Below are 23,192 nucleotides of genomic sequence, written 5' to 3' on the forward strand. Positions count from 1 at the left end.
AAATCCACGCTTCATGAAAAAACTGTTCACCGTTGGTTTATTAATGGCACTCGCCTGTTGCTATACCGCTTTTGCCGCACCTTCACCAGCTAATACGGAATTTCAGGCGCCCACCATGAACATAGAGGGAACTGCCAGTTCAATCGTCAGCAAACTGGATAAATCGCTGATCCTGACAGAAGCGCAAAAACCTAAACTGCTCAATATTGTGACTAATTACTTACGGCAAAAAGTCAATATCCAGCCGCTGCAACAAAGCAATCTGAAAGCTTATACTACCAAAATGAACAGTATGCAAAATGGATTGCATGCCAAACTGAAACCCTTGCTGACACTCACACAGTACACAGAGTTCCTGGGGTTAAAGCCTAAGTCGTTCGACGATACCAATGTTTTATCGCAATTATATTACTGAGCTGCCAATAAACAGAAAAGCTATTTAAGTGAATGATTTCAATCACTTAAATAGCTTTTCTGTTTTTATTTTTTTTAGATGATAATCTGCCGGTCGCGCGCTATAATACGCCAGTTGGCGATTACCGCATTACGCTCTGCCACATAAGCTTTTTCATACAACGCCACAGTAGGACAAATATGTTTTGGCACACCATACAACACCGTGCCCACGGGATACTGCGCAGCATCCGCCACTTTCAATACCAGGTGTTCTTCACTCTGTGATACCGGTTCTGCCGCCGGTGCATTCAGGAATTGTACCCGAGGCTGGGGATTCTCTGCTGCCACTGATTTATGCCCGAGATCAACACAAATATGCTGTTCATCAATAACAGAAATCACACGGCTGATCACCAGCGCTGCCCATTGAAACGGCTGCTCCGGCAGATTGGCGGCGTACCCTGCATCCCAGAATATGAATGTACCCGGACTACAGGTAATGCCTTCCCTTGCTGCATGCACCGGGAAAGTAGGTGTGCCGCCTGCCACAATTTCCGGCTGCGGAAGACCACTATTTGTTATGGCTGCCGCCAGTGCGGCAACAGGAGCGTATGCTGCATCACAACGTTCTTTTCGTATAGCCATATCCGTATCATGGAGATGTCCATCGTATGCGTGTAATCCCACCGGAACCACTCCCGGTAGCGTATTGAGATATTGATACAACACCAGTGCTTCAAGCCCCGGCTTAATACCGGTGCGGTTCATTCCTACATTAAGATCCACATATACCGGCAGGCGACGGCCCTGCCCGGCGAAAATATTACTGATAGCCAGTGCGGCCTCAGCATTGTCAGTAACACACGAAAAAGCTGTGTGCGGGTACTTCTGTACCAACTCCAGCAAACGCACAATCTTCGGTCCTACCGGCTGATAAGCCATCAAAGCATCCGCCGCATTCACCATTCCCAACATCTCTCCTTCTGCGATGGTGGCAAATTTAAAACGTGTAATTCCCGCCTCCATGATCAGCTGTATTACTTCGGCGGTCTTACTCGTTTTTACGTGTGGGCGTAACCGTTGTATGTCACCGATCATTGTTTTTAGCAATGAGATGTTATCTATTATCCTGTCTTTATAAATAACAATCGCCGGAGAATCAATCTGCGCTGCATTTGTAAGCTGATACCATTCCATGCGGATACTTTTTTTAATCAATATTATACAAACAAACTTAAGATCAAACATCCGATCAACCCCGTCACAGATACAATAGTTTCCATCACCGACCAGGTTTTAATCGTGTCTTTTACAGACAAGTTAAAGTATTCCTTGAACATCCAGAAACCGGCATCATTTACATGGGAAAACATCAGGCTACCCGCGCCGGTGGCCAGTACCATCAGGTTGGCATTTACACCGGAAGCAGCAATCATTGGCGCCACAATCCCTGCGGTGGTAAGTCCGGCTACCGTGGCAGATCCTATACACACCCGGATGATAGCAGCAATACCCCACGCCAGGATCAACTGATGCAGGTGCATATTCTGAAGCGTAGTAGCAATGTAACTGCTAACCTTGCTGTCGTGCAGTAATTGTGTAAGCGCACCGGAGCCGCCTATTACCAGGATAATAACAGCGACATCGCGCACAGCATCGTCCATTACCACCATCACTTTTTTTGCGGGCATCCCCCGTTTCAATCCTAATAAATACATGCCGTTTAATACGGCCAGCAACATTACTATCAGTGGTTCTCCCAGCCAGGTGGCCAGCCTGAAAAGGAAAGTATCTTCAGGCACCCATAACTTCACCAAAGCCGTCACCGCCAGTAAAAATACAGGTAACAACGCTGCGAAGAGACTCACAAACATACCCGGCAACTGCTCCTCCGGAATCGGCGGCGCCACAAACATTTTCCCCGGGGGATTGGTGTAGTGTTTCAGGAAACGCGAAAATACCGGTCCAGCCAGCACAATGGCCGGAATAGCTACCATAATGCCGTACAACAACGTAAGCCCCATATTAGCATGAAACTGCTGTATCAATGCAGTTGGAGAAGGATGCGGCGGCAGGTATCCATGCGTTACAGATAAAGACGCCAACATAGGAATACCGAGATATACTACCGGCAATTTTGTACGCGCCGCCACCGTAAAAATCAGGGGTACCATCAGTACAAAGCCGATATTATAAAACAAGGGAATACCCACTATAAAGCCCGTGAGCATCAGCGACCACTGTACATACTTTGGCCCGAACAGGTTCATTAAACCTCCGGCAATTTTTTGCCCGGCTCCGCTTTCCGCCACCAGCTTTCCAAGCATACTGCCGAAAACAATCACCACAATCAGGGACCCTAACGTTTTACCAATACCGGTTTGAATAGACTGCGTAATGTCTGTTACGTTCATATGCAACGCCAGTCCCATCAGCAACGAAACAATAAGGAAAGAGAGGAAAGTATTTAAACGCCACCAGGTGACCAGCATTACCAGCAAAAGGATGGCCGCAATAACAATTAATAAGGGCATACAGCTGTTGTTTTACATGAACATGGAAAACAACAAGATAATAAAATATTATTCGTATCTCAAGGCTATAATAGGATCTAATTTAGAAGCCTTATAGGCAGGATATAAACCGGAAACGAGCCCTACTGCAGCACAGATAGTTACCCCGATGATGATCCAGATCCACGGTACAATGAAGGCAGACTTCAGTAACACGGAAACAATATTTCCCAGGAGCATTCCCATAATTACTCCTATCAATCCGCCCATTAGACTGATAATAATGGATTCATAGAGGAATTGGGTACGCACTACGTGACTGGTAGCTCCCAATGCTTTGGTAACGCCTATTTCGCGGGTCCGTTCCGCTACAGATACCAGCATAATATTCATCAGCCCAATGGCAGAACCAAAGAGCGTAATAAAGGCAATAACAATAGCAAAGAGGTTTACTTTACCCAAACTGGAAAAAAGCATCTCTGCAATACTATCACTCTTACTGATCTCAAAATTATCTTCTTCATTGATATTCAGTCCGCGTATAACACGGAACAGCCCTGTGGCCTCTCCCTGTGCGGCATCCATCTGTTTTATATCTTTCACGGCTACCGCTATCTGGTAACTGGCATTGGGCCGGTTAAACACCCTGCGGGTATTATTCACCGTGGTGATCACCACATTATCAGCACTCATCATTTTACTGCTGCCTTTCGACGCCAGCACCCCTACTACCCGGTACCGGATATCTCCCACCCGGATTGTGCTGTTCACTATATTTTTGAGCTGCTTACCAAATAGTTTCTCCGCCACATCAATACCAAGAATAGCCACATTTCTGCCGGACTGTACATCCAGCTGGTTAAAATCCCTTCCCTGTGAAATCTCATAATTGGAAATCTGCAGGTAGTGTTCATCTCCCCCAATCACCTGTACATTGGGATTCGTTTTCTTATCATCTTTGTATACCGTGGCAATACCGGTGGCCTGGAAAGACACGCTCACCACAGCCGGAAAATGATAACGGTCGCGGAAGGCCACTGCTTCCTGGTAACGGATAATTTTATTGCTGTTGGATTTTTTTACCTTCTTTACATTCTTGTTCCCCTTGGAAGCTTTATTTCCATCATCGCCGATATGTACCTGCATCCCCCGGTTACGGATAGAGAAACTGTTGGCACCCATACTTGCGAAGCTGCTGTAGATACTGCTCTTCATACTGTCGATCGCCGTAAGAATACCTACCAGTACCGTAATACCCAGGGCAATGATAGACACAGTAAGACCTGTGCGCAACTTGTTGCTGGTTACAGAACGGTATGCCAGGGAAAAAATATCTCTTGATTGCATAATGACGGGTTACCTATAAAGTTAATGTAATATAGCTATTTAATCCATTCAATTTGGGATGAACGGCGATCAGTATAAAGGAGAAGACCGAAGCGGATCATGTAAATCGCTTCGGTCTTCTCCCTGTATTTTATAAGCTAACAGCTTTTACATCCAGCATAACAAGAGGTTCGGGAACAGGCCCAATACCAGTACCAGCGCAATAGCCAGGATCAGGGCAGCTTTAAAACCACCTGAAACAGGTTCAACTTCCGGTTCGCCCTGTTTGAAATACATGGCAATGATCACACGGAAGTAATAGTATACGCTGATGGCGGCACACAATACCGCTATGATTACCAGCCATAAAATATGACCATGTTCGATAGCCGCAGATAAAACAAAGTATTTTGCAAAGAAACCTGCCGTAATAGGAATACCGGCCAGGGAAAACAGGAACACGGCTACCACAGCGGCCAGCAAAGGCTCCTTGCGGGCCAGGCCGTTGAATCCTTCAAAAGTATAGTCTTTCAGCTTCATCAGTACTGCAAACACCCCGATGGTGGCAATGCTGTAAGCGGCGGAATACAGGATAATTCCCTGTGTGCCCATGTTATTCATCGCCACTACGGCAAACAGCATAAAGCCTGCCTGCGCAATACTGGAGTAAGCCAGCATCCGTTTTACACTTTGCTGGAAAACCGCGCTGAAGTTACCAAGTATCAGGGTAGCTGCTGTAATAATAGAAAGGATCAGTGTCCAGTGTCCGCTGATGCTGCCACCGGCAAAGCTGGTGTGGAACATCCGCAGGAAAGCTACAAAGCCGCCTGCTTTCACCACTGTGGACATAAAAGAAGTGAATACAGTGGGTGAACCATCGTATACGTCTGGTGTCCAGAAGTGGAACGGTACCGCCGATACTTTAAAAGACAAGGCAAATACCATCAGGATGATACCGCATAACGCCAACGGATGTACGCTTTCTGCGCCAAGTCCTAACGCTGAGATGTCAAAAGTGCCGGCAGCGCCATAGATCAGGGTAATACCCATGAGCAGGATACCGGTAGAGAAAGAACCCATCAGGAAATACTTCAGGGATGCTTCATTACTTTTCAGGCTTTTCTTATCCGCGCCCGCAAGAATATACTGCGGAATAGACATGATTTCAATAGCCAGGAATAACATCAGCAGGTTGCTGAAAGAAGTAGCCAGCGAAATACCCGCCAGGATAAAGAATATCAGGGCGAAATAATCTGCTACATGTTCTCCCACCTTTTCAAACTCACTGCCTGATAACAGGAAATATAACAAGGTGGCGCCCAATGCTACGGCATTGAACAACACACCAAATTTGGTCACTTCAATCATGCCATACATGATATACCCGCCTTGCTCTACAGACGGATATTGCGCCAGATTAGCAATAAATGCTATGAGGATGGCCGCGATGGCAAAAAATTTAATATGCTGCTTATTGCGTACAAATAAACCAACAAACATCAGTACAACGCCCGATAAAGCAGTAGAAATTAGTGCATTCATATTTTTGCGTTACAAAACCCCGTTACAAATTTTTCCATTCCGGTATTCAGCTTTTGGCTGAAGATCAGAATAATTTACTTACCACATCAGATGTGCCGCTCACCAGATCCAGCATAGGTTTGGGATAAACGCCCAACACTATGATCATGATCACCACCAGGCTTAAAGCCAGTGTTTCACCCGGCCGCAGATCTGTAGTAGTTTCGGTTAATTCATTTCCCTCGCCAAATATCACCTTCTGAATCATACCCAGGGTATATACAGCAGAAAGGATGATACCTAATCCGGCAAATGCCATAAACCAGTGATTATATTGGAACAATCCGCTGAACATCAGGAACTCACCAATGAAACCATTGGTCAGTGGTAAACCGATGTTAGCCAAACTGATAATAACGAGGAAAATAGCCATGCGTGGCGCTTTCTGCGCCATGCCACCCATCTGGTCCAGATTTTTGATCCCTAAACGGTTTTGAATTACTTCCACGATGATCCACAAACCAATGATATTGATACCGTGGTTAAACATCTGTACCATTACCCCCTGCAGGCTTTGTTCGTTATTAGCGAAAATAGCGGCGCACATCAAACCGATGTGGGCAATGGAAGAGTAAGCAATCAACCGTTTCAGATCATTCTGTACCATCGCAATGCAGGAAGCATAGATAATACCGATGATGCACAATACAATGGCCACATCAGACCACATAGCAGCGCCCTGTGGCACTACCGGCAACAGCCAGCGGATCACGCCAAATAAACCCATTTTCACCATTACCCCGGAAAGGATCATGGTAACAGGGGTAGGCGACTGCTCATAAGTATCGGGCTGCCAGGTGTGAAACGGAAATACCGGCATCTTGATGGCGAAAGCCACAAAGAACAGCCAGAACAGCCATTTCTGATCATCCGGATTCAGCGCGGCACTTGTAAAGGAAGCCCAGCTGAAGGAATGATCCGGTGTTTGAAAGTAGATGTAGATAATACCCACCAACATCAACAACGAACCCAGGAACGTGTACACAAAGAATTTAAAGGTAACGGCGATCCGTTTTTCACCACCCCATAAAGAGCAGAGGAAGTAAACAGGTATCAGGGCCAGTTCCCAGAATATGTAAAACTGCAGGGCGTCGAAAGCGGTGAATACACCGGTTAAGCCAGCCTGCGATAATAACATCAGACCATAAAAGGCATTTGCCTTTTCGTAGTTGCGGTTATAAATAGTAATGAAAACAAGCAGGGAAGCAATCGCTGTAAGTAAGCAAAGCATCACACCCATTCCATCTAATCCAACACGGAATTGACTTCCCAGCTGCGGAATCCAGTTGGCAACAAAGTTCAGACTGTCAGGAGCAGTACGAAAGCGGCACCACGATCCAATTGCTAACACCACTGTTGCCAGCGACGAGATCATGCCCAGCACTTTTGGCCCGGACCCCTTCAGACCAAATGCAATAAGGCCCGCTATGAAAGGAATCAATATTAATAAAACTGTCAACATAATTTATCTGCGCTTGTAACTTCTGCTATTGGTTTATAATAAGAATCCGATCACAAATAATACGATCATACCGATGACCATTGCAAAGATGTAGAAACCTACCTGTCCGTTTTGTACCAGGCGGATCTGCTGACCTCCCCATTGTACACCACGGCCCACACCGTTCACCAGCTTGTCGATACCCGCCTTTTCCACCGTATCACGGAAGAAACGGGACAATTCATACAATGGTTTTACGATAATAGTATCATACAGTTCATCTATATACCATTTGTTTTCGAGCACTTTTGTCAAACCAGTACTTTCTGTACCCGCATCTTCAAACTTCGTAAATTTCTGACGCGCCAGCAGGATAAATACAATCACCAGCACACTGCTCACACCCATCAGCAGCCATTCTGTACTATGCGACAGGTGATGTTCCACTGCGAAAGGTGCAGAAGGTGCAAACACCGGCGCCAGGTATTCGGCCAGCATATTCTTCGTTCCAAATACTTCCGGTAAACCAACGTAACCGCCAATCACGGAAAGCACTGCCAGGATAACCAATGGAATAGTGATCGCAGAAGGACTTTCATGCAGGTGATGTTCCTGTTCGTGTGTGCCACGGAATTTACCGGTGAAAGTGATGTAGTATAAACGGAACATGTAGAAGGCGGTCATCAGCGCACCAATCAGGCCCAGTACATATAATACCGGGTTGTTGGCAAATGCCTGCGCGAGGATTTCATCTTTGGAAAAGAAACCGGAGAAACCGGGAATACCCGCAATCGCCAGGCATCCTACCAGGAATGTCCATGCAGTAGTGGGCATGAATTTTTTGAGGCCCCCCATCTTCCTGATATCCTGTTCGCCACCCATTGCGTGGATTACGGAACCGGAACCGAGGAACAGGAGGGCTTTGAAGAAGGCGTGCGTCATTACGTGAAACACGGCAGCTCCGTAAGCGCCTACACCCAGGGCGAGGAACATATAACCTAACTGGCTCACTGTGGAATAAGCCAGTACCTTTTTAATATCGTTTTGTTTTAAAGCAATAGAAGCTGCAAACAGGGCAGTAGCCAGTCCAATGATAGCGATCACTGTTTGGACGTGCGGCGCCAGTGTATAGATCACGTTGCTGCGTGCAATCATATAGATACCGGCGGTAACCATCGTTGCGGCGTGGATCAGGGCGGACACCGGAGTAGGACCCGCCATCGCATCCGGCAACCAGGTGTATAAAGGAATCTGTGCAGATTTACCCATTGCACCTACAAACATCAGCATGGCAATAGCGGTGATCACACCATTGTTCATTCCCAGCGGCGCTGCTTTGGCAAACACTTCCGGGAAAGTAACCGTACCAAACTGCAGGATCATGAAGAAGATCGCGATCAGGAAACCGAGGTCACCGATGCGGTTCATCACGAATGCTTTTTTAGCAGCATTGTTATAGCTGGTATTTTTAAACCAGAAACCGATGAGGAGATAAGAACAAAGACCAACACCTTCCCAGCCAATGAACATCATCACGTAGTTGGCGCCCAGCACCAGTATCAACATGGAAAACACGAAGAGGTTGAGATAAGCGAAATATCTTGCGAAGCTCTCATCGCTCTCGTCGTGCATGTAAGAAGTAGAGTAGATATGGATCAGGGTACCTACGCCGGTGATCACCAGCAGGAACAAGGCACTTAACTGATCTACCTGGAAGGCGAAAGGAATCTGCAGGGAGCCTACAGATATGAAATCAAACAGACGTACTGTCTGAGCAGAAAATCCCGGGGCTTTAACTTCCAGGAATATTAATAAGCTAATCACAAAGGACGCCAGTACGGCGCCACTTCCAACAAATCCTACCAGGGACTTGGATAAAAATCTGCGTCCCAATCCATTCACCAGGAAACCCAATAATGGTAAAAATGGTACCAGCCAAACTAGATTAATCATTTATCAATTCTATTTACGACGTCGAAAAATTTAATAATTAAGAAAGCAGAATTATTAATTTTTCAGCCTGTTAAGAATGTTAATATCTACTGAGTGTGTATTTCTGTAGACCATAGTAATTATAGCCAGTCCTACTGCTACTTCCGCAGCCGCTACCACCATAATAAAGAATACAAAGAGTTGTGCAGAACCGGCATCTACCCTGCCTGCATCTGCCCACATTTTGGAAAATGACACCATTAACAGGTTTACTGCATTCAGCATCAGCTCTATGCACATAAAAATAATAATCGCATTTCTGCGCATCAGTACACCCATCACACCTATGCAAAACAAGGCGATACTCAGGAATATGTAATATTGAACAGGCATAAAATAAATTACGGGTTAGAAATTACGAATCACGATGAGCAATCCGTATTGCTATTCTTTTTTACCAATTACCACGGCGCCGATCATTGCACTGAGGAACAGGATACTGCTCACTTCAAACGGCACCACATATTGTTTGAACAGGACCATACCGAGGTTTTTGATTAACCCGATATCAGTAGGATTAGTGCTCAATGCCGGCATGCTGGCATCGCGCAATGCGGCTACCAGTACCACCAGTAAAGCGCCCCCGCTGATAGCGCCGGCATATTTTAGCCAGTTGCGTTTCTGCGGTTCCAGATCAGCATTCAGATTCATGAGCATCAGCACGTACAGGAACAATACCATGATAGCGCCGGCATATACAATGATATGCACTACTGCCAGGAACTGGGCATTCATCATAATATAGTGCCCTGCTATGGTAAAGAATGTTACGATCAGGCACAACACGCTCGTCACAGGATTTTTACTCAATACCACGCCCAACGCTGATACCAGCGCCACGACCGACAGCACCATGAAAATTATTTGTTGTATACTCATTCCCATCTCTGCTATGTTTGACTATTGTATTTTTAGCTAAATGTGCGCTGTGAATAATATTATTTGCCTTCTTTCGGATGAGGAATCAGCAGGTCATCTTTTCCGTAGATGAAGCCTTTACGCTGATAGTTTGCAGGAGCAAATGTTTCAGACATATACACTGCATCTTTCGGACAAGCTTCTTCACAGAAACCACAGAAAATGCAACGGAGCATGTTGATCTCATATTTCGCTGCATACTTTTCTTCCCTGTACAGGTTTTCTTCTCCCTCTTTTCTTTCCGCTGCTTCCATTGTAATGGCTTCAGCAGGACAGGCAACTGCGCACAATCCGCAGGCAGTGCATCTTTCACGGCCCTCTTCATCCCGGTTCAGTACATGTAATCCGCGGAATACGGGACTGAAATCACGTGTTTTTTCAGGAAAACTAACCGTAGCTTTCTTCTGAAAAAGATGCTTGAAAGTGATCCCCATGCCTTTGGCAATAGCAGGGATGTACATCTTCTCGGCGAGTGTCATCGGCCGGCGGTCTACTGCTTTTGCCCTGTTAGTTAATGCTTGCATAATGAATGCTTTATTTAATCCACACGTTCTGTGTGTATTTAATCAGATAATAATTAATGTTGACGAGCTAATACCAATGCCCCGGTGATCAGCATATTTACCAGTGCCAGCGGAATCATGATCTTCCAGCCCAGGCGCATCAGCTGATCGTAACGGAATCTCGGAACGGTCCAGCGCACCCACATAAAGAAGAAAATGAAAAACAGTGTTTTCAGGAACAGGGCCACAAATCCGAGGATGGTAACCATGTTTGGATCCAGTCCCAGTTTATCCATATACGGGAAGGCATATCCGCCGAAGTACATGGTAGCAATGAGAGCCGAGCTGATAAACATGTTGATATATTCCGCAAACAGGAAGAAACCGAGTTTCATGGAAGAATACTCCAGGTGATAACCACCATTCAATTCATTTTCTGCTTCCGGTAAATCGAAGGGAGCGCGGTTACATTCTGCAAAAGCGCATACCAGGAAGATGAAAAAGCCTAATGGCTGATACACCACGTTCCATAAACCATGACGCTGTTGTTCCACGATATCCTTTAAGCTCAGGGAGCCGGTGAGCATCAGTAATGCGATCAGTGCCAGTCCCATTGGCAGTTCGTAGGAGATGATCTGCGAAGCGGCACGTACAGATGCCAGCAAAGAGTATTTGTTATTGGAAGCCCAGCCGCCGATCATAATACCGTATACACCCATACTCACTACCCCGAAGATGAAGAGGATCCCGATGTTTACATCTGCGATCTGCAGGGAAACAGGCCGTCCGGCAATTACCAGGGTATCGCCCCAGGGGATAACGGCGCTGGTCATACAGGCCACTAACATGGCGATGGATGGGCCCAGCACGAAGAGAAAGCGGTTGGCATTGGTAGGAATAATTTCTTCTTTGAAGAAGAGTTTACCACCATCTGCCAGCGGTTGCAGCAATCCCATAAAACCGGCGCGGTTTGGACCTAAACGGTCCTGGATCCAGGCTGCCACCTTTCTTTCACCCCAGGTAGAATACATGGCCACTACCAATGAAAGTACCAGCACCCCTGATATCAGGAGTACTTTCTCAATTATAAAAAACCAATCTATGCTTAATAAGGTCATACTTACACGTAATTACGATTGTTACTTCTTAAAATCATCAGAGTGAGCAGGGCCGTTGATCTTCGACAGATCAATATCCGGTCTGTTTACCTTGCTTTCAGAGTGGATGTCAAACAACAGTTTGGGTTGTCTTCCGTCCAATACATCTACCAGCGGATCTTTAGGTTTTACGGTATTCACGTAATGACCCTGGGAAATAACGCTGTTACGTTCTATTTTGCGTGGACCTTCAATGATCCAGTCTTTTGCTTCCTTTTTATCAAAGCGGCAGGTATCGCAGATAAAGGCTTCCACTTCGCCGTATTTATCTTTACGGGCAGTTACGCGGAATACTTCATCACCGCGCATCCACAGTACGGTTTTACCGCAGCATTTTGGATTTTCGCAATCGCGGTGTGCATCTACCGGTTTCAGGAACCATACACGGTTTTTGAACCGGAAGGTTTGATCGGTTAAGGCGCCTACCGGGCAAACGTCGATGACGTTACCGATGAAGTCATTATCGAGCGACTGGGAGATGTAGGTGCTGATTTCAGAAGCATCGCCACGGCCCAGGATGCCATGTTCGCGTTTTTCGGTGAGCTGATCGGCCGTGTACACGCAGCGGTAGCAAAGGATGCAGCGCGTCATGTGCAGTTTGATATGATCGCCGAGATCCACTTTATCAAAGGTTCTGCGTTTGAATTCGTAACGGGTGCTGTCGGCGCCGTGTTCGTAGCTCAGATCCTGCAGGTGACATTCCCCGGCCTGATCACATACCGGGCAATCCAGCGGGTGATTGAGCAACAGGAATTCCACTACACCTTTACGTGCGTCCAGTACTTCCGGGGAAGTGATGTTGGCTACTTCCATACCATCCATTACAGTAGTACGGCAGCTGGCCACCAGTTTAGGCATCGGGCGCGGATCGGCATCAGAACCTTTTGATACTTTTACCAGGCAGGTACGGCATTTACCACCGCTGCCCTGCAGTTTGGAATAGTAACACATGGCCGGCGGCACTACTTCTCCTCCTATCTTCCGGGCCGCATTCAGTATGGTTGTACCGGGTTCCACCTCTACAGAGATGTTATCGATTTTAACCTTAAATAATTTTATTTCCTCCGCCATCTTAATATCTTTTGTGCTCGCGGGGAGCAACGTTTATTTATATATTGATTCCTTATTTCAGTATATGCATACCCGTTATACAGCAGCTGGTGTTGGCGCCGGCAATGGGTCTGCGTAATGAGCCAACCCAAAGTTACGGGTCTGTGATTCCTGTGGATTTGCCACATGCCATTCAAATTCATCGCGGAAGTGACGGATCGCTGCTGCTACCGGCCATGCTGCTGCATCGCCGAGCGGGCAGATCGTGTTCCCTTCAATTTTGCGTTGAATATCCCACAGTAAATCGATGTCGCTCATTTTGCCTTTACCATACTCGATGTTCTGCAGTACTTTCTTCATCCAGCCGGTGCCTTCGCGGCAAGGGCTGCACTGACCACAGCTTTCGTGGTGGTAAAAGCGTGCGAAGGTAAGGGTATTGCGCACAATACACTGGTCTTCGTCCATTACAATAAATCCGCCGGAACCCAGCATGGAGCCTGTTGCAAAGCCGCCATCCGCTAAGCTTTCATAGGTCATCATACGGGTTTCGCCTTTTGCTGTTTTCAGCAGCAGGTTGGCCGGTAACACCGGAACGGAAGAACCGCCGGGGATACAGGCTTTCAGGCGTTTGTTATTTTTGATGCCACCGCAGTATTCGTCTGAATAGATGAATTCTTCTACGGAGATATTCATTTCGATTTCATAAACGCCGGGTTTGTTGATATTACCGCAGGCGGAGATGAGTTTGGTGCCGGTAGATTTGCCGGTGCCGTATTTAATGTATTCGTCGCCGCCGATGTTGATAATAGGCACTACTGCAGCGAGTGTTTCCACGTTATTTACTACGGTAGGCGATTGCCATAATCCTTTTACCGCCGGGAATGGTGGTTTGATGCGTGGATTACCGCGTTTGCCTTCCAGGGATTCTATCAGGGCAGTTTCTTCACCGCAGATATAGGCGCCTGCACCGCGTTGTACATATATTTCGAGATCGAAGCCGGTGCCCTGGATATTTTTACCCAGCCAGCCTTTGTTTTTTGCTTCTGCGATAGCCTGTTCCAGGATATCCGGAATCCAGGCGTATTCACCGCGGATGTAAATGTAGCAACTGTTAGCGCCGAGAGCAAAGCTGGAGATCAGTAATCCTTCAATGAGGAGGTGGGGGATGAATTCCATGAGGTAGCGGTCTTTAAACGTACCTGGTTCCGACTCATCGGCATTACAAACCAGGTAGCGCGGAACGCCTTCCGGTTTGGCGATGAAACTCCACTTCAGGCCGGTAGGGAAACCCGCACCGCCACGGCCTCTCAGGCCACTCTTCTTCACTTCATCCAGTACGCCGTCCGGCCCCAGGGTTTTCAGCGCTTTTTCAGCTGCAGCATAACCGCCGTTGCTCCGGTAGGTGTCATAGTACCGGATGCCTTCAATATGTGCTTTATCTAACAGTAATTTGCGTCCCATTGTCTTCCTTATGGTGTAATGTTACCGGTATTCCCGGCGCCATTATCAGATTTGTGTATATCTTTTATGCCTTACGTATGCCGTGTTGCGAAATGCGTTCTGCCAGCCTGTAAAACAGGAGTCCCGCGCTTACGCCACAGATAACGGAAACAAACCAGTTATCGATCCGCCATAATGCGGTGAGTAACGCCATCAGCAGTATTGCTTCCACTACCTGTAATTTGTGGCGCTGATACATTTCCTTAAAACGCATGATCAGGTTATTTTTCGGATGCATCAGTTGGCGTTTGCTTTAGATCTGCATTCTGCAATGATTTCATCTACTTTGGCCGGAGTAAGGTGTTCCCGGTAATGTTTACCCAACTGCATCATGGGAGCATAACCGCAGGCGCCGAGGCACTCTACCGTTTTAAGGGTAAACAGCCCGTCGGCGGTAGTTTCACCTACGCCGATACCCAGCTTGTTTTTAATGTAATCAATGATCTGATCAGAACCACTTACCATGCACGGACCTGTTTGACACACCTCAAATAAATAGGTGCCTACCGGTTTCAGGTTAAACATGCTATAGAAAGTAGCTACCTCATACACTTCAATTGATTGCAGTTGCAGTAAAGTTGCAACGTAGTCCATTGTTTCTGCACTCAGCCATCCACCAAATGCTTCCTGAGCCAGGTGCAACACCGGTATCAACGCACTTTTCTGCTTCCCTTCCGGGTAGCGTGCAATGATTTCTTTTACTTTATTCAGTTTCTCTTCAGAAAATTGAACCACAGCCATTATTTTATTCAGCTTTAATCTTCGAAATATTCAATAGCGCACTACTACGCATCCAGTTCACCTGCAATCAGGTTCAGGCTACTCATACAAACGATCGCATCGCTCAGCATGGAACCCTGCACCAGTTCGGCATACGCCTGGTAGTAAATGAAGCATGGACGACGGAAGTGCAGCCTGTAAGGACTACGGCCACCATCGCTGATCAGGTAAAAACCAAGTTCGCCATTGGCGCCTTCTACTGCGTTGTACACTTCACCGGGAAGCATGTCTGCTTCTCCCATCACAATTTTAAAGTGATAGATGAGCGCTTCCATTTTTGTATAAACATCCTGTTTTTCAGGCAGGTAATAAGCAGGTACATCTGCGTGGAATACATCTGCCGGCAGGCTTTTCACTTTATCCATTGCCTGGCGGATGATGCTGAGACTTTCCCACATTTCGGCATTACGTACCTGGAAACGGTCGTAGCTGTCGCCGGTAGTACCTACCGGTATGGAGAAGTCGAAATCCTGGTAAGAGCTGTAAGGGTTAGCCACGCGTACATCGTAATCCACACCTGCTGCACGCAGGTTAGGACCGGTGAAACCGTAGCTGAGCGCCCTTTCTGCAGTGATAGCACCTACGCCCTGTGTACGTTCCATGAAGATACGGTTACGGGTAAGCAGGGTTTCAAATTCCTTCAGTACAGCAGGATATTCGTTCAGGAAGCGTTCTATTTTTGCGAAAGCTGCGGGCGTGAAATTTCTTTCAAAGCCACCGATACGACCAATGTTGGTGGTCAACCGGGAACCGCAGATTTCTTCATATATTTCGTATATCAGTTCACGGTAGGTCATCACGTAAACGAAACCGGTTAATGCGCCGGTATCCACTCCCATTACGGAGCTACAGATCAGGTGATCTGCAATACGTGCCAGCTCCATGATTATAACACGCAGGTAATCCACTCTTTTAGGCGTTTCAATGCCCAGGAGTTTCTCTACGGTCAGTAACCAGCCCATATTGTTAATAGGGGCAGAGCAGTAGTTCAAACGGTCTGTCAGCGGCGTAATCTGGTAATAGGGACGGCGTTCTGCGATCTTCTCAAACGCGCGGTGGATGTACCCTACGGTAGAAACAGCGCTCACAATGCGTTCGCCATCGATTTCCAGAATGTTCTGAAATACGCCATGTGTAGCCGGGTGGGTAGGACCCAGGTTGAGCGTGGTCGTATCTTTTTCTATAGAGCCTTCCGGCAGTTTAATATGTTGTTTCTGATCTAACATAACCTCGTTGTATTAAAGATTTCCTCCCCTTCCAAACATCTCATCATCTTTATCGATACGCATGGAGTCTTCCAGCGGAAATTCCTTTCTCATGGGGAAATAGGTCATTTCGTCCACATTCAGCACACGGATCAGGTTAGGATGTCCTACAAAGTTGATCCCGTAGAAGTCGTAAGTTTCACGTTCCATCCAGTTGGCGGATGCGTACAGCTGGGTAGCTGTAAACACGTCCGGTTTGGCTACGGGTGTGAATACTTTCAGACGGAGCCTGATGTTGTCCTGCAGGTTGTGCAGGTGATATACTACTGCCAGTTCTTCGTTTTTCCTGTCGGGATAATGCACTGCGGTGATATCCGTTAAAAAACGAAAACGCAATTCCTCATCATCAAACAGGAATTGCATTACTTTCAGATTATAATCTTTCTGTGCGGTGAGGGTTAGCAGCCCAAACGGCTCTTCAAAGCCGGTTAGCACATCTCCAAACTTCTCCGTCAGGCGTTGCTGTATGCGTTCGTTTGTTAAAGACATTAACAATTTGAAATTTACGATTTACAATTAACCATTCCCCTCTCCTTACTTGATACCGTAAGACTCCATCAGTTCTCTATACCTGTCGGAGTTACGGCGGCGGAGACTTTCCTGACCTACCAGGGCCTGTATTTTCATGAAACCATCGATGATACCTTCCGGTCTTGGAGGGCATCCCGGCACATATACGTCTACCGGAATCACCTGGTCGATCCCCTGTAATACAGAGTAAGTATCAAATATACCACCGCTGGAAGCGCAGGCGCCTACAGCCATTACCCAGCGAGGTTCTGCCATTTGCAGGTATACCTGGCGCACAATAGGTCCCATTTTTTTGGAAATGGTGCCCATTACCATGAGTAAATCGCACTGGCGTGGCGTAAAGGCCATACGTTCTGCCCCGAAACGGGCCATATCGTAGGTAGCCGCCATTGTAGCCATGAATTCGATTCCACAGCAGGAGGTAGCAAATGGTAAAGGCCAGATGGAGTTTTTACGCGCCAGACCTATTACCTTGTCAAAAGAGGTGGCATAAAATCCTTCACCGGAATATCCCTCAGGGATTTCCACCATCTTCACCTTGTTATTATATTGAACCGGACGAGCCATTGGTTTTAATTTAAAGAGTTAATTAATCTTCCCATTTCAGTGCACCCTTCTTCGTGATGTAGATAAATCCACACAAAAAGAAGCCCACAAACATCAGCACAGCGGTAAAGCCTTCCCATCCCAGTTCCCTGAAATTAACCGCATAAGGGTAGAAAAAGATTACTTCCACATCAAATAACACGAAAAGAATAGCGGTCAGAAAGTACTTGATGGCCACCGGCTGCCGGGCATTCCCCTTTTGCTCGATACCACTTTCAAAGTTAATAAGCTTATCGCTGGTTTTGCGTTTAGGACCTAAAAAGTGAGTAGCTAACATCGTGATCCCAACGAAACCTAAAGCAGCAATTAATTGCAGTACTATAGGGAAATAGCTAAAAGGAGTAGTCGTTGCTGACAAAAATACAGTTTCTGTATACATAAGCTTCCCGATAAAAACATTGTCCGAATGCGCAAAAATACTGTAAGTTGACCAAATATCAAATCTATTAGGATTTAAAATATTATCTTTTTTCACCAACCGGAAACTAAAAAACCTCCTGCGGGTACAGGAGGTTTTTAGTTTTATATGCAATTAATGCTTATTTCTTGTTCTGACCTTGCTTTGCAGCTGGTTTAGCAGCTGGTTTATCGCGGGCAGCCATGTTTTCGTTGATCTGTTTAACAGCCGTGTTGTTCGGATCTAATGCAGACAGTTTATCGGCATAAACCTTAACATTGGCTTTATCTTCCTTAAAGTAGTAGTACAACAGCTCATAAGTGTAAGCGTTGATCAGGGTACCCCTGTTTTTAGCAGGATCTACTTCAGAAATTTCTATGTATTTGTCGTAGAAAGGCTTTGCAACACCAGCCTGGGCCTGAGGATCTTTGGCAAAATTGCTCTGGCCTCTCCAGTAGTAACCGGTACCCAGTTCAGGTTTTGCCTCAATTACCTTCTGGAAAGCAGAATCAGCTTTAGCCAGCAGGGTAGTATCGAAAGGCTTAACATTTACAGCGCCGTAGTAGTAGTTGATACCTACGTTGAAGTAATCGATCGCCTGCAGTTGCTCTTTATTGGCAAGAGACAATTCGTTTGCTTTTGCATACCATTCAGCAGCAGCAGTGTAGTTTCTGGCTCCTTTCAGCTGTTCTGCGATCTGGATAAAGGTTTCCGGATCTTTAGCAGTGATAGAACCTGCATATTTTTCCAGGTAAGCCAGTGCTTTGGTATTGTACTGGTTCTGGGTAGCAGAATCGCTGGATTTCAGACGCATGTAAATGGTGCTCAACAATTTGTAGTCGTTAGAGTCCAGTTTGGCGTCGCCAACTTTTGCTGCATACCCGTCCATTACTTTTTGTGCATTCAGGGAGTCACCTTTCTGCAGGTAAGCATCACCGATGAGCAGGCTCAGTTTATTCTGATAGAATTCGTTAGCGCCTGGCAGGGTAGCCTGACCTTTGCTGATTGCGTTATCATAATCTTTCTTGAAGAAAGAGATGTAAGCAGACAGGTACTGTGTTTTGGTTTTATCTGCCGGATCTGCTACAGCCATGTATTTTTCCAGGTAAGTAGCGGCGTTATCCCAGGATAACTGATCTTTTTTAGGCGTGATATAGAAGTTGAACAGTTCGTAGAAAGCGGGACCATAGTTAGGATCCATGTTGGTCGCCTTGGTATAGTCGGCCACTGCTTCTGCTTTCAGTCTGGCGTTATAGTTCACCAAACCCTGTTTCATTACTGCTTCAGCGTTGTTAGGATCGAGTTCCAATGCTTTTTCATAAGTGGTGATAGCTTTACCGCCATTTTCACCACCGAGGAAACGGTAAGCATCTCCCAGCTCAATATAATCGGCTGCAACAGGAGTATATTGTTCTTTTTTCTTACGGCCTTCGTTGTTCAGGAGTTTCTCCATTACGGTGAGAGCATAAGCGCGGTCGCCACCTTTGATTTCGCTGTTTGCGTCGGCAATGGCACGGGCAACATCCCCATCGCGGCCCTGTGTGGCAGCGCTGGCGGCATCAAATTTCTGTTTAGCGGCGGCGGCGTTACCATTGATCAGATCAATACGGCCCATACCAGCCTGCAGTAAAGCAGATGTGGGTACTGCCTGTAAGCCTTTCTGGAAGGTAGCAGCAGCACCTGCAGCATCATCCATTCCGAGTTGGGCTATACCGAGGTAATAATACGCTTTGTCTTCCGTAGGCTTTGCTGCGATCACTTTCTCTAAATTCTGCTTGGCAGACAGGTACTTACCATAATACAGGTCTTTAAGTCCGTCCTCCACAGATTGGGCCATCACACCGCTTGAGGCGGCGCAAAGCAATGCTACGATTAAACTTTTCCGTTTGTTCATGCAATCTGGTTTTTTAGTTTTAGTTGTGTTTTTCTACTACTTAAGGTTGGCTTCCCTGAATACTACATTCAATCTCGCCGGGAATAAACGGAACTGCTTCATTACCAGCTGTCCCTCATAACTACCGAGAAAGGTTGCAAATCCACTGCCAAGTCCATGATATGGTTCTTTCAGGCAATAGAAGAAGCCGCGTTTTAACGGATAGGTGCCAATACCAATATAGGCCTGGTATGGCTTAACAAATTCCGAACCATTATCTGCTCTTAGTCTTACTACAGATACTTCACGTGTAAAAGCCATAGACAATGAATCGTTCGGATCAGAGATCCAGCTAACACCTATAACACCAATCGCGTCTTTGTTTTTTGTCACATAGTCCACCACCTCCGGGTTTGTTTTCGCAGCCATTGTATTTGTTGGCAGAGGTTTTCCCTTATTGATGGAATCCATGATGTACCGCACAGTGCTTGAGTTGGCATTATCAAACACCAGTTGCCACTTCCTGTCTTTATTGGTGCCATCCATGATCCCCCGTACCTGTTCCATATTCAGTACAGAATCAGGATTATCTTTATTTACCACAAGCGCAAGAGCGTCCCAGGCAAGTAAAAGGCTGTTAGGCGTAATTTTAATTTGCTTGAAGTAATCGCGTTCCTGCTGGTTGAAATCGCGGGTAACGATTACCAAACGGGCACTATCATTTAAAAGATCTTTAAAGCAATCAGCCTCCGGTTTATAGGTAGGGATGATATGTGCTTTTGGATACAGCGATTGAAAAACCTTTATTTCCGAATCTATCAGCGGCTTATATGTCTCATCCACACTTATATGGATGGTGCCTTCTGTAGCTGTATCTAATTTTTTCGCATTTGGATTCTGCCCGCAAGCGGCCATCATCAATGTAATAGCTGTTAAATATACAGCATTCATTCTTTCTAAACTGAAAAACATATCACACCTCTTTAGTTCCTGTTAAAAAAAAGTTTTCTCACTCCGTTATAAACCCTAAAGAGGCCGTAGACTATTAAAACCGCACCAACAATACTCATCATCTGCGGCGATATTCTGAATTCCCCGAATCCCAGTCTCTCCGCAAAAATTGCGAACAAACCAAAAAGGATAAAGAATATTCCCCTGATCAGCTCACCCATTGGCCGATACCTGTTTTCCTGCCGTCTGCTTGTTTGTTCTTCGTGTGTTTCCATGTTGCGAATTACAATTATACAAAAAATAATTTTTTAATCGGGTATAGAGAATTTTAGAGGAATGTTAAAAAACTGACTTAAAACCGCACTCTTTTGCTTGTCCAGCCGCAATTTGAGGCATTTTTTCAACATGTTGTTATTTTTTGATTTAAAATATGATCATTTACTGCTTATTACAATTTGCAGCAAATACTTCTTTATAAGTCAAAAATCCGCTCTTTTTTCTTCTTATTCCCGTTAAAAGATGCAAATACACGCACATTTCCATAATATCTTGTAGGTTTGCGGCCTGATATTCAAATATTCATCCGCATGAAGATATTGATGGTTTGCCTGGGTAATATTTGCCGCTCCCCCCTTGCAGAAGGGATTATGCGACACCTGGCAGCAACAAGGGGACTGGACTGGGAAATTGATTCTGCCGGAACCGGCAACTGGCACGTAGGCCACTCACCGGATCACCGCTCCATAAAGGAAGCCCGGAAAAACGGTGTGGATATCACCGGATTACGGGGCAGGCAGTTCCAGACCGCCGATTTTGATACCTTTGACCGCATCTATGTTATGGACAGGAATAATTATGCCGATGTGTTACGCAAAGCCCGTAACGACTCGGATAAAGCAAAAGTAGCCTTCCTCCTGCCGGATCAGCAGGATGTACCAGACCCCTGGTTTGATGACGCCCTGTTTGCACCTGTTTATAAAATGATCTACGAGGCATGCGAAAACATCGCAGACCAGCAACCATAAAACTTTTAATATTTTTTAGAGATGATAAAGCCCGGTATTCCTAAAGGCACCCGTGATTTTGGCCCGGTGGTAGTGAGAAAACGTAATTATATTTTCCAGACCATCCGCGAAACCTTTGAGGTATTCGGTTTCCAGCCGCTGGAAACACCCGCGATGGAGAATTTATCCACCCTCACCGGGAAGTACGGAGAGGAAGGAGATAAACTGATCTTTAAAATTCTGGATAACGGCGAGATCTTTGAGCGCGCCCAACAAGCGAAAGACAGCCGTGAACTGGCCTCACTGATAAGCGAAAAAGCACTTCGCTATGATCTGACCATTCCTTTTGCAAGATATGTTGTCATGAACCAACATGAATTGGCACTGCCTTTTAAAAGATATCAGATGCAACCGGTTTGGAGAGGTGATCGTCCCGCAAAAGGCCGCTATCGTGAATTCTATCAGTGCGACGCAGATGTGGTGGGTAGTAATTCCTTACTCAATGAAGTAGAATTATTGCTGATCTACGATACTGTTTTTACCAAGTTAGGTATGCAAGGATATGAACTTCGTATCAACAACCGGAAGATACTGGCCGCTTTAGCGGAATTGGTTGGCAAGCCCGAATTACTTACCGATATCACTATTTCCATCGACAAACTGGATAAAATTGGAATGGACGGTGTAAAAGGGGAACTGAGTGACCGGGGATTATCTGAAGCAGATATTACAATCATTGAGAACTTCCTGGGTATTCAGGGAGATAATAAATCGGTTCTGGAGCAGCTTCGGAGCCTGTTTGCCAATTCTGATACTGGCAAAAAAGGTATTGAAGAATTGGATTTCGTGCTACACTCCGGATACACAGCATTTAATACTACACCTATATTAGATCTTACACTCGCACGTGGTCTAAATTATTATACCGGATTAATCGTGGAAGTAAAAGCCCCTGCTACCGTGAAAATGGGCAGTATCGGCGGCGGCGGCAGATATGATGACCTCACCGGCCTCTTTGGCCTGCCAGGCATTTCCGGCGTAGGAATTTCCTTTGGCGTTGACCGTATTTATGACGTGCTGGAAGAACTGAAACTATTCCCGCAAACGGCACAGCAATCTACCAAAGTATTATTTCTGAACCTCGGAGAAGCCAGTTCCCGCGCAGCTTTCAGCTATATGATGCAGTTACGCCAGCAGGGTGTTGCCGCGGAATTATTCCATGAACCGGCCAAGATGGATAAACAAATGAAGTATGCAGATAAAAGAGCAATTCCCTATGTGATCATCCTCGGGGAATCTGAACTGCAGGACAACCTGGTGAGCGTGAAAAACCTTACCACCGGCCAACAGGAGAAGATCAGCGGCGCCGAGTTAATCAGCTACGCATTCTGATATAAGTTATAAAAAG

Annotated in this window: 24 protein-coding genes; 3 read left to right on the forward strand and 21 right to left on the reverse strand. The window is 46.1% G+C overall.

Annotation, left to right across the window (positions count from 1 at the left end):
• The first annotated feature begins 13 nt into the window (after window positions 1-13).
• Window positions 14-415, forward strand: a complete 402-nt coding sequence (locus tag V7S65_RS17810) for a hypothetical protein (protein ID WP_111576746.1) — start codon at window positions 14-16, stop codon at window positions 413-415.
• A gap of 74 nt (window positions 416-489) precedes the next feature.
• Here V7S65_RS17810 and V7S65_RS17815 read toward each other — a convergent pair whose 3' ends face one another.
• The 21 genes from V7S65_RS17815 to V7S65_RS17915 form a co-directional block, all read right to left on the reverse strand.
• A complete protein-coding gene (locus V7S65_RS17815; RefSeq protein WP_336387446.1) occupies window positions 490-1,593 on the reverse strand; it encodes a D-TA family PLP-dependent enzyme in 1,104 nt (367 codons plus the stop codon).
• Window positions 1,594-1,616: 23 nt separating this feature from the next.
• On the reverse strand, window positions 1,617-2,930 hold the full coding sequence (locus V7S65_RS17820) for a gluconate:H+ symporter (protein WP_336387447.1): 1,314 nt from the start codon (window positions 2,928-2,930) through the stop codon (window positions 1,617-1,619).
• Between the two features lie 48 nt (window positions 2,931-2,978).
• Window positions 2,979-4,256 carry an ABC transporter permease gene (locus V7S65_RS17825; RefSeq protein WP_336387448.1) on the reverse strand — a complete coding sequence of 426 codons (1,278 nt, stop codon included), beginning with the start codon at window positions 4,254-4,256 and terminating at the stop codon, window positions 2,979-2,981.
• Between the two features lie 147 nt (window positions 4,257-4,403).
• On the reverse strand, window positions 4,404-5,777 hold the full coding sequence (locus V7S65_RS17830) for an NADH-quinone oxidoreductase subunit N (protein WP_336387449.1): 1,374 nt from the start codon (window positions 5,775-5,777) through the stop codon (window positions 4,404-4,406).
• 64 nt (window positions 5,778-5,841) lie between these two features.
• Window positions 5,842-7,278 (reverse strand): complex I subunit 4 family protein, encoded by a 1,437-nt coding sequence (locus V7S65_RS17835; RefSeq protein ID WP_079469420.1) that lies wholly within the window; start codon window positions 7,276-7,278, stop codon window positions 5,842-5,844.
• Window positions 7,279-7,311: 33 nt separating this feature from the next.
• Window positions 7,312-9,210, reverse strand: a complete 1,899-nt coding sequence (nuoL, locus tag V7S65_RS17840; RefSeq protein WP_336387450.1) for an NADH-quinone oxidoreductase subunit L — start codon at window positions 9,208-9,210, stop codon at window positions 7,312-7,314.
• Between the two features lie 54 nt (window positions 9,211-9,264).
• Window positions 9,265-9,582 carry an NADH-quinone oxidoreductase subunit NuoK gene (nuoK, locus tag V7S65_RS17845; RefSeq protein ID WP_079469422.1) on the reverse strand — a complete coding sequence of 106 codons (318 nt, stop codon included), beginning with the start codon at window positions 9,580-9,582 and terminating at the stop codon, window positions 9,265-9,267.
• Window positions 9,583-9,633: 51 nt separating this feature from the next.
• Complete coding sequence (locus tag V7S65_RS17850) at window positions 9,634-10,128, reverse strand: NADH-quinone oxidoreductase subunit J family protein (RefSeq protein WP_079469423.1); 495 nt, start codon at window positions 10,126-10,128, stop codon at window positions 9,634-9,636.
• Between the two features lie 59 nt (window positions 10,129-10,187).
• Window positions 10,188-10,691, reverse strand: coding sequence for an NADH-quinone oxidoreductase subunit NuoI (gene nuoI / locus V7S65_RS17855; protein WP_079469424.1), 504 nt, complete (start codon window positions 10,689-10,691; stop codon window positions 10,188-10,190).
• A 53-nt stretch (window positions 10,692-10,744) separates the two neighbouring features.
• Entirely contained in the window at window positions 10,745-11,788 is a 1,044-nt protein-coding gene (gene nuoH, locus V7S65_RS17860) for an NADH-quinone oxidoreductase subunit NuoH (protein WP_181784987.1), read from the reverse strand.
• A 21-nt stretch (window positions 11,789-11,809) separates the two neighbouring features.
• Window positions 11,810-12,898, reverse strand: a complete 1,089-nt coding sequence (locus V7S65_RS17865) for a 2Fe-2S iron-sulfur cluster-binding protein (protein WP_079469425.1) — start codon at window positions 12,896-12,898, stop codon at window positions 11,810-11,812.
• Window positions 12,899-12,973: 75 nt separating this feature from the next.
• A complete protein-coding gene (gene nuoF / locus V7S65_RS17870) occupies window positions 12,974-14,338 on the reverse strand; it encodes an NADH-quinone oxidoreductase subunit NuoF (protein ID WP_079469426.1) in 1,365 nt (454 codons plus the stop codon).
• 64 nt (window positions 14,339-14,402) lie between these two features.
• Window positions 14,403-14,591: a hypothetical protein gene (locus tag V7S65_RS17875; RefSeq protein ID WP_133256098.1), complete on the reverse strand. Its 189-nt coding sequence runs from the start codon at window positions 14,589-14,591 to the stop codon at window positions 14,403-14,405.
• Between the two features lie 23 nt (window positions 14,592-14,614).
• Window positions 14,615-15,118, reverse strand: coding sequence for an NADH-quinone oxidoreductase subunit NuoE family protein (locus V7S65_RS17880; RefSeq protein WP_079469428.1), 504 nt, complete (start codon window positions 15,116-15,118; stop codon window positions 14,615-14,617).
• A gap of 44 nt (window positions 15,119-15,162) precedes the next feature.
• Window positions 15,163-16,383: an NADH-quinone oxidoreductase subunit D gene (locus tag V7S65_RS17885; RefSeq protein ID WP_079469429.1), complete on the reverse strand. Its 1,221-nt coding sequence runs from the start codon at window positions 16,381-16,383 to the stop codon at window positions 15,163-15,165.
• Between the two features lie 12 nt (window positions 16,384-16,395).
• Window positions 16,396-16,911 (reverse strand): NADH-quinone oxidoreductase subunit C, encoded by a 516-nt coding sequence (locus V7S65_RS17890; protein WP_079469430.1) that lies wholly within the window; start codon window positions 16,909-16,911, stop codon window positions 16,396-16,398.
• Between the two features lie 45 nt (window positions 16,912-16,956).
• The gene (locus tag V7S65_RS17895; protein WP_079469431.1) at window positions 16,957-17,520 is read right to left on the reverse strand and encodes an NADH-quinone oxidoreductase subunit B; all 564 of its coding nucleotides are present in this window, start codon (window positions 17,518-17,520) and stop codon (window positions 16,957-16,959) included.
• Between the two features lie 22 nt (window positions 17,521-17,542).
• On the reverse strand, window positions 17,543-18,034 hold the full coding sequence (locus V7S65_RS17900) for an NADH-quinone oxidoreductase subunit A (protein ID WP_227024405.1): 492 nt from the start codon (window positions 18,032-18,034) through the stop codon (window positions 17,543-17,545).
• A gap of 64 nt (window positions 18,035-18,098) precedes the next feature.
• Window positions 18,099-19,850, reverse strand: a complete 1,752-nt coding sequence (locus V7S65_RS17905; protein WP_336387451.1) for a tetratricopeptide repeat protein — start codon at window positions 19,848-19,850, stop codon at window positions 18,099-18,101.
• Window positions 19,851-19,886: 36 nt separating this feature from the next.
• Window positions 19,887-20,801 (reverse strand): substrate-binding domain-containing protein, encoded by a 915-nt coding sequence (locus V7S65_RS17910; RefSeq protein ID WP_079469433.1) that lies wholly within the window; start codon window positions 20,799-20,801, stop codon window positions 19,887-19,889.
• Window positions 20,802-20,812: 11 nt separating this feature from the next.
• A complete protein-coding gene (locus V7S65_RS17915) occupies window positions 20,813-21,055 on the reverse strand; it encodes a hypothetical protein (RefSeq protein ID WP_079469434.1) in 243 nt (80 codons plus the stop codon).
• A 312-nt stretch (window positions 21,056-21,367) separates the two neighbouring features.
• Here V7S65_RS17915 and V7S65_RS17920 point away from each other — a divergent pair, with 312 nt between their 5' ends.
• On the forward strand, window positions 21,368-21,805 hold the full coding sequence (locus tag V7S65_RS17920; protein ID WP_079469435.1) for a low molecular weight protein-tyrosine-phosphatase: 438 nt from the start codon (window positions 21,368-21,370) through the stop codon (window positions 21,803-21,805).
• 21 nt (window positions 21,806-21,826) lie between these two features.
• Window positions 21,827-23,176: a histidine--tRNA ligase gene (gene hisS, locus V7S65_RS17925; protein WP_336387452.1), complete on the forward strand. Its 1,350-nt coding sequence runs from the start codon at window positions 21,827-21,829 to the stop codon at window positions 23,174-23,176.
• Window positions 23,177-23,192: the final 16 nt, after the last annotated feature.

It is taken from the genome of Chitinophaga sp. CCNWYY40 (genome assembly GCF_037483205.1).
Classification (GTDB): Bacteria; Bacteroidota; Bacteroidia; order Chitinophagales; family Chitinophagaceae; genus Chitinophaga; species Chitinophaga ginsengisegetis.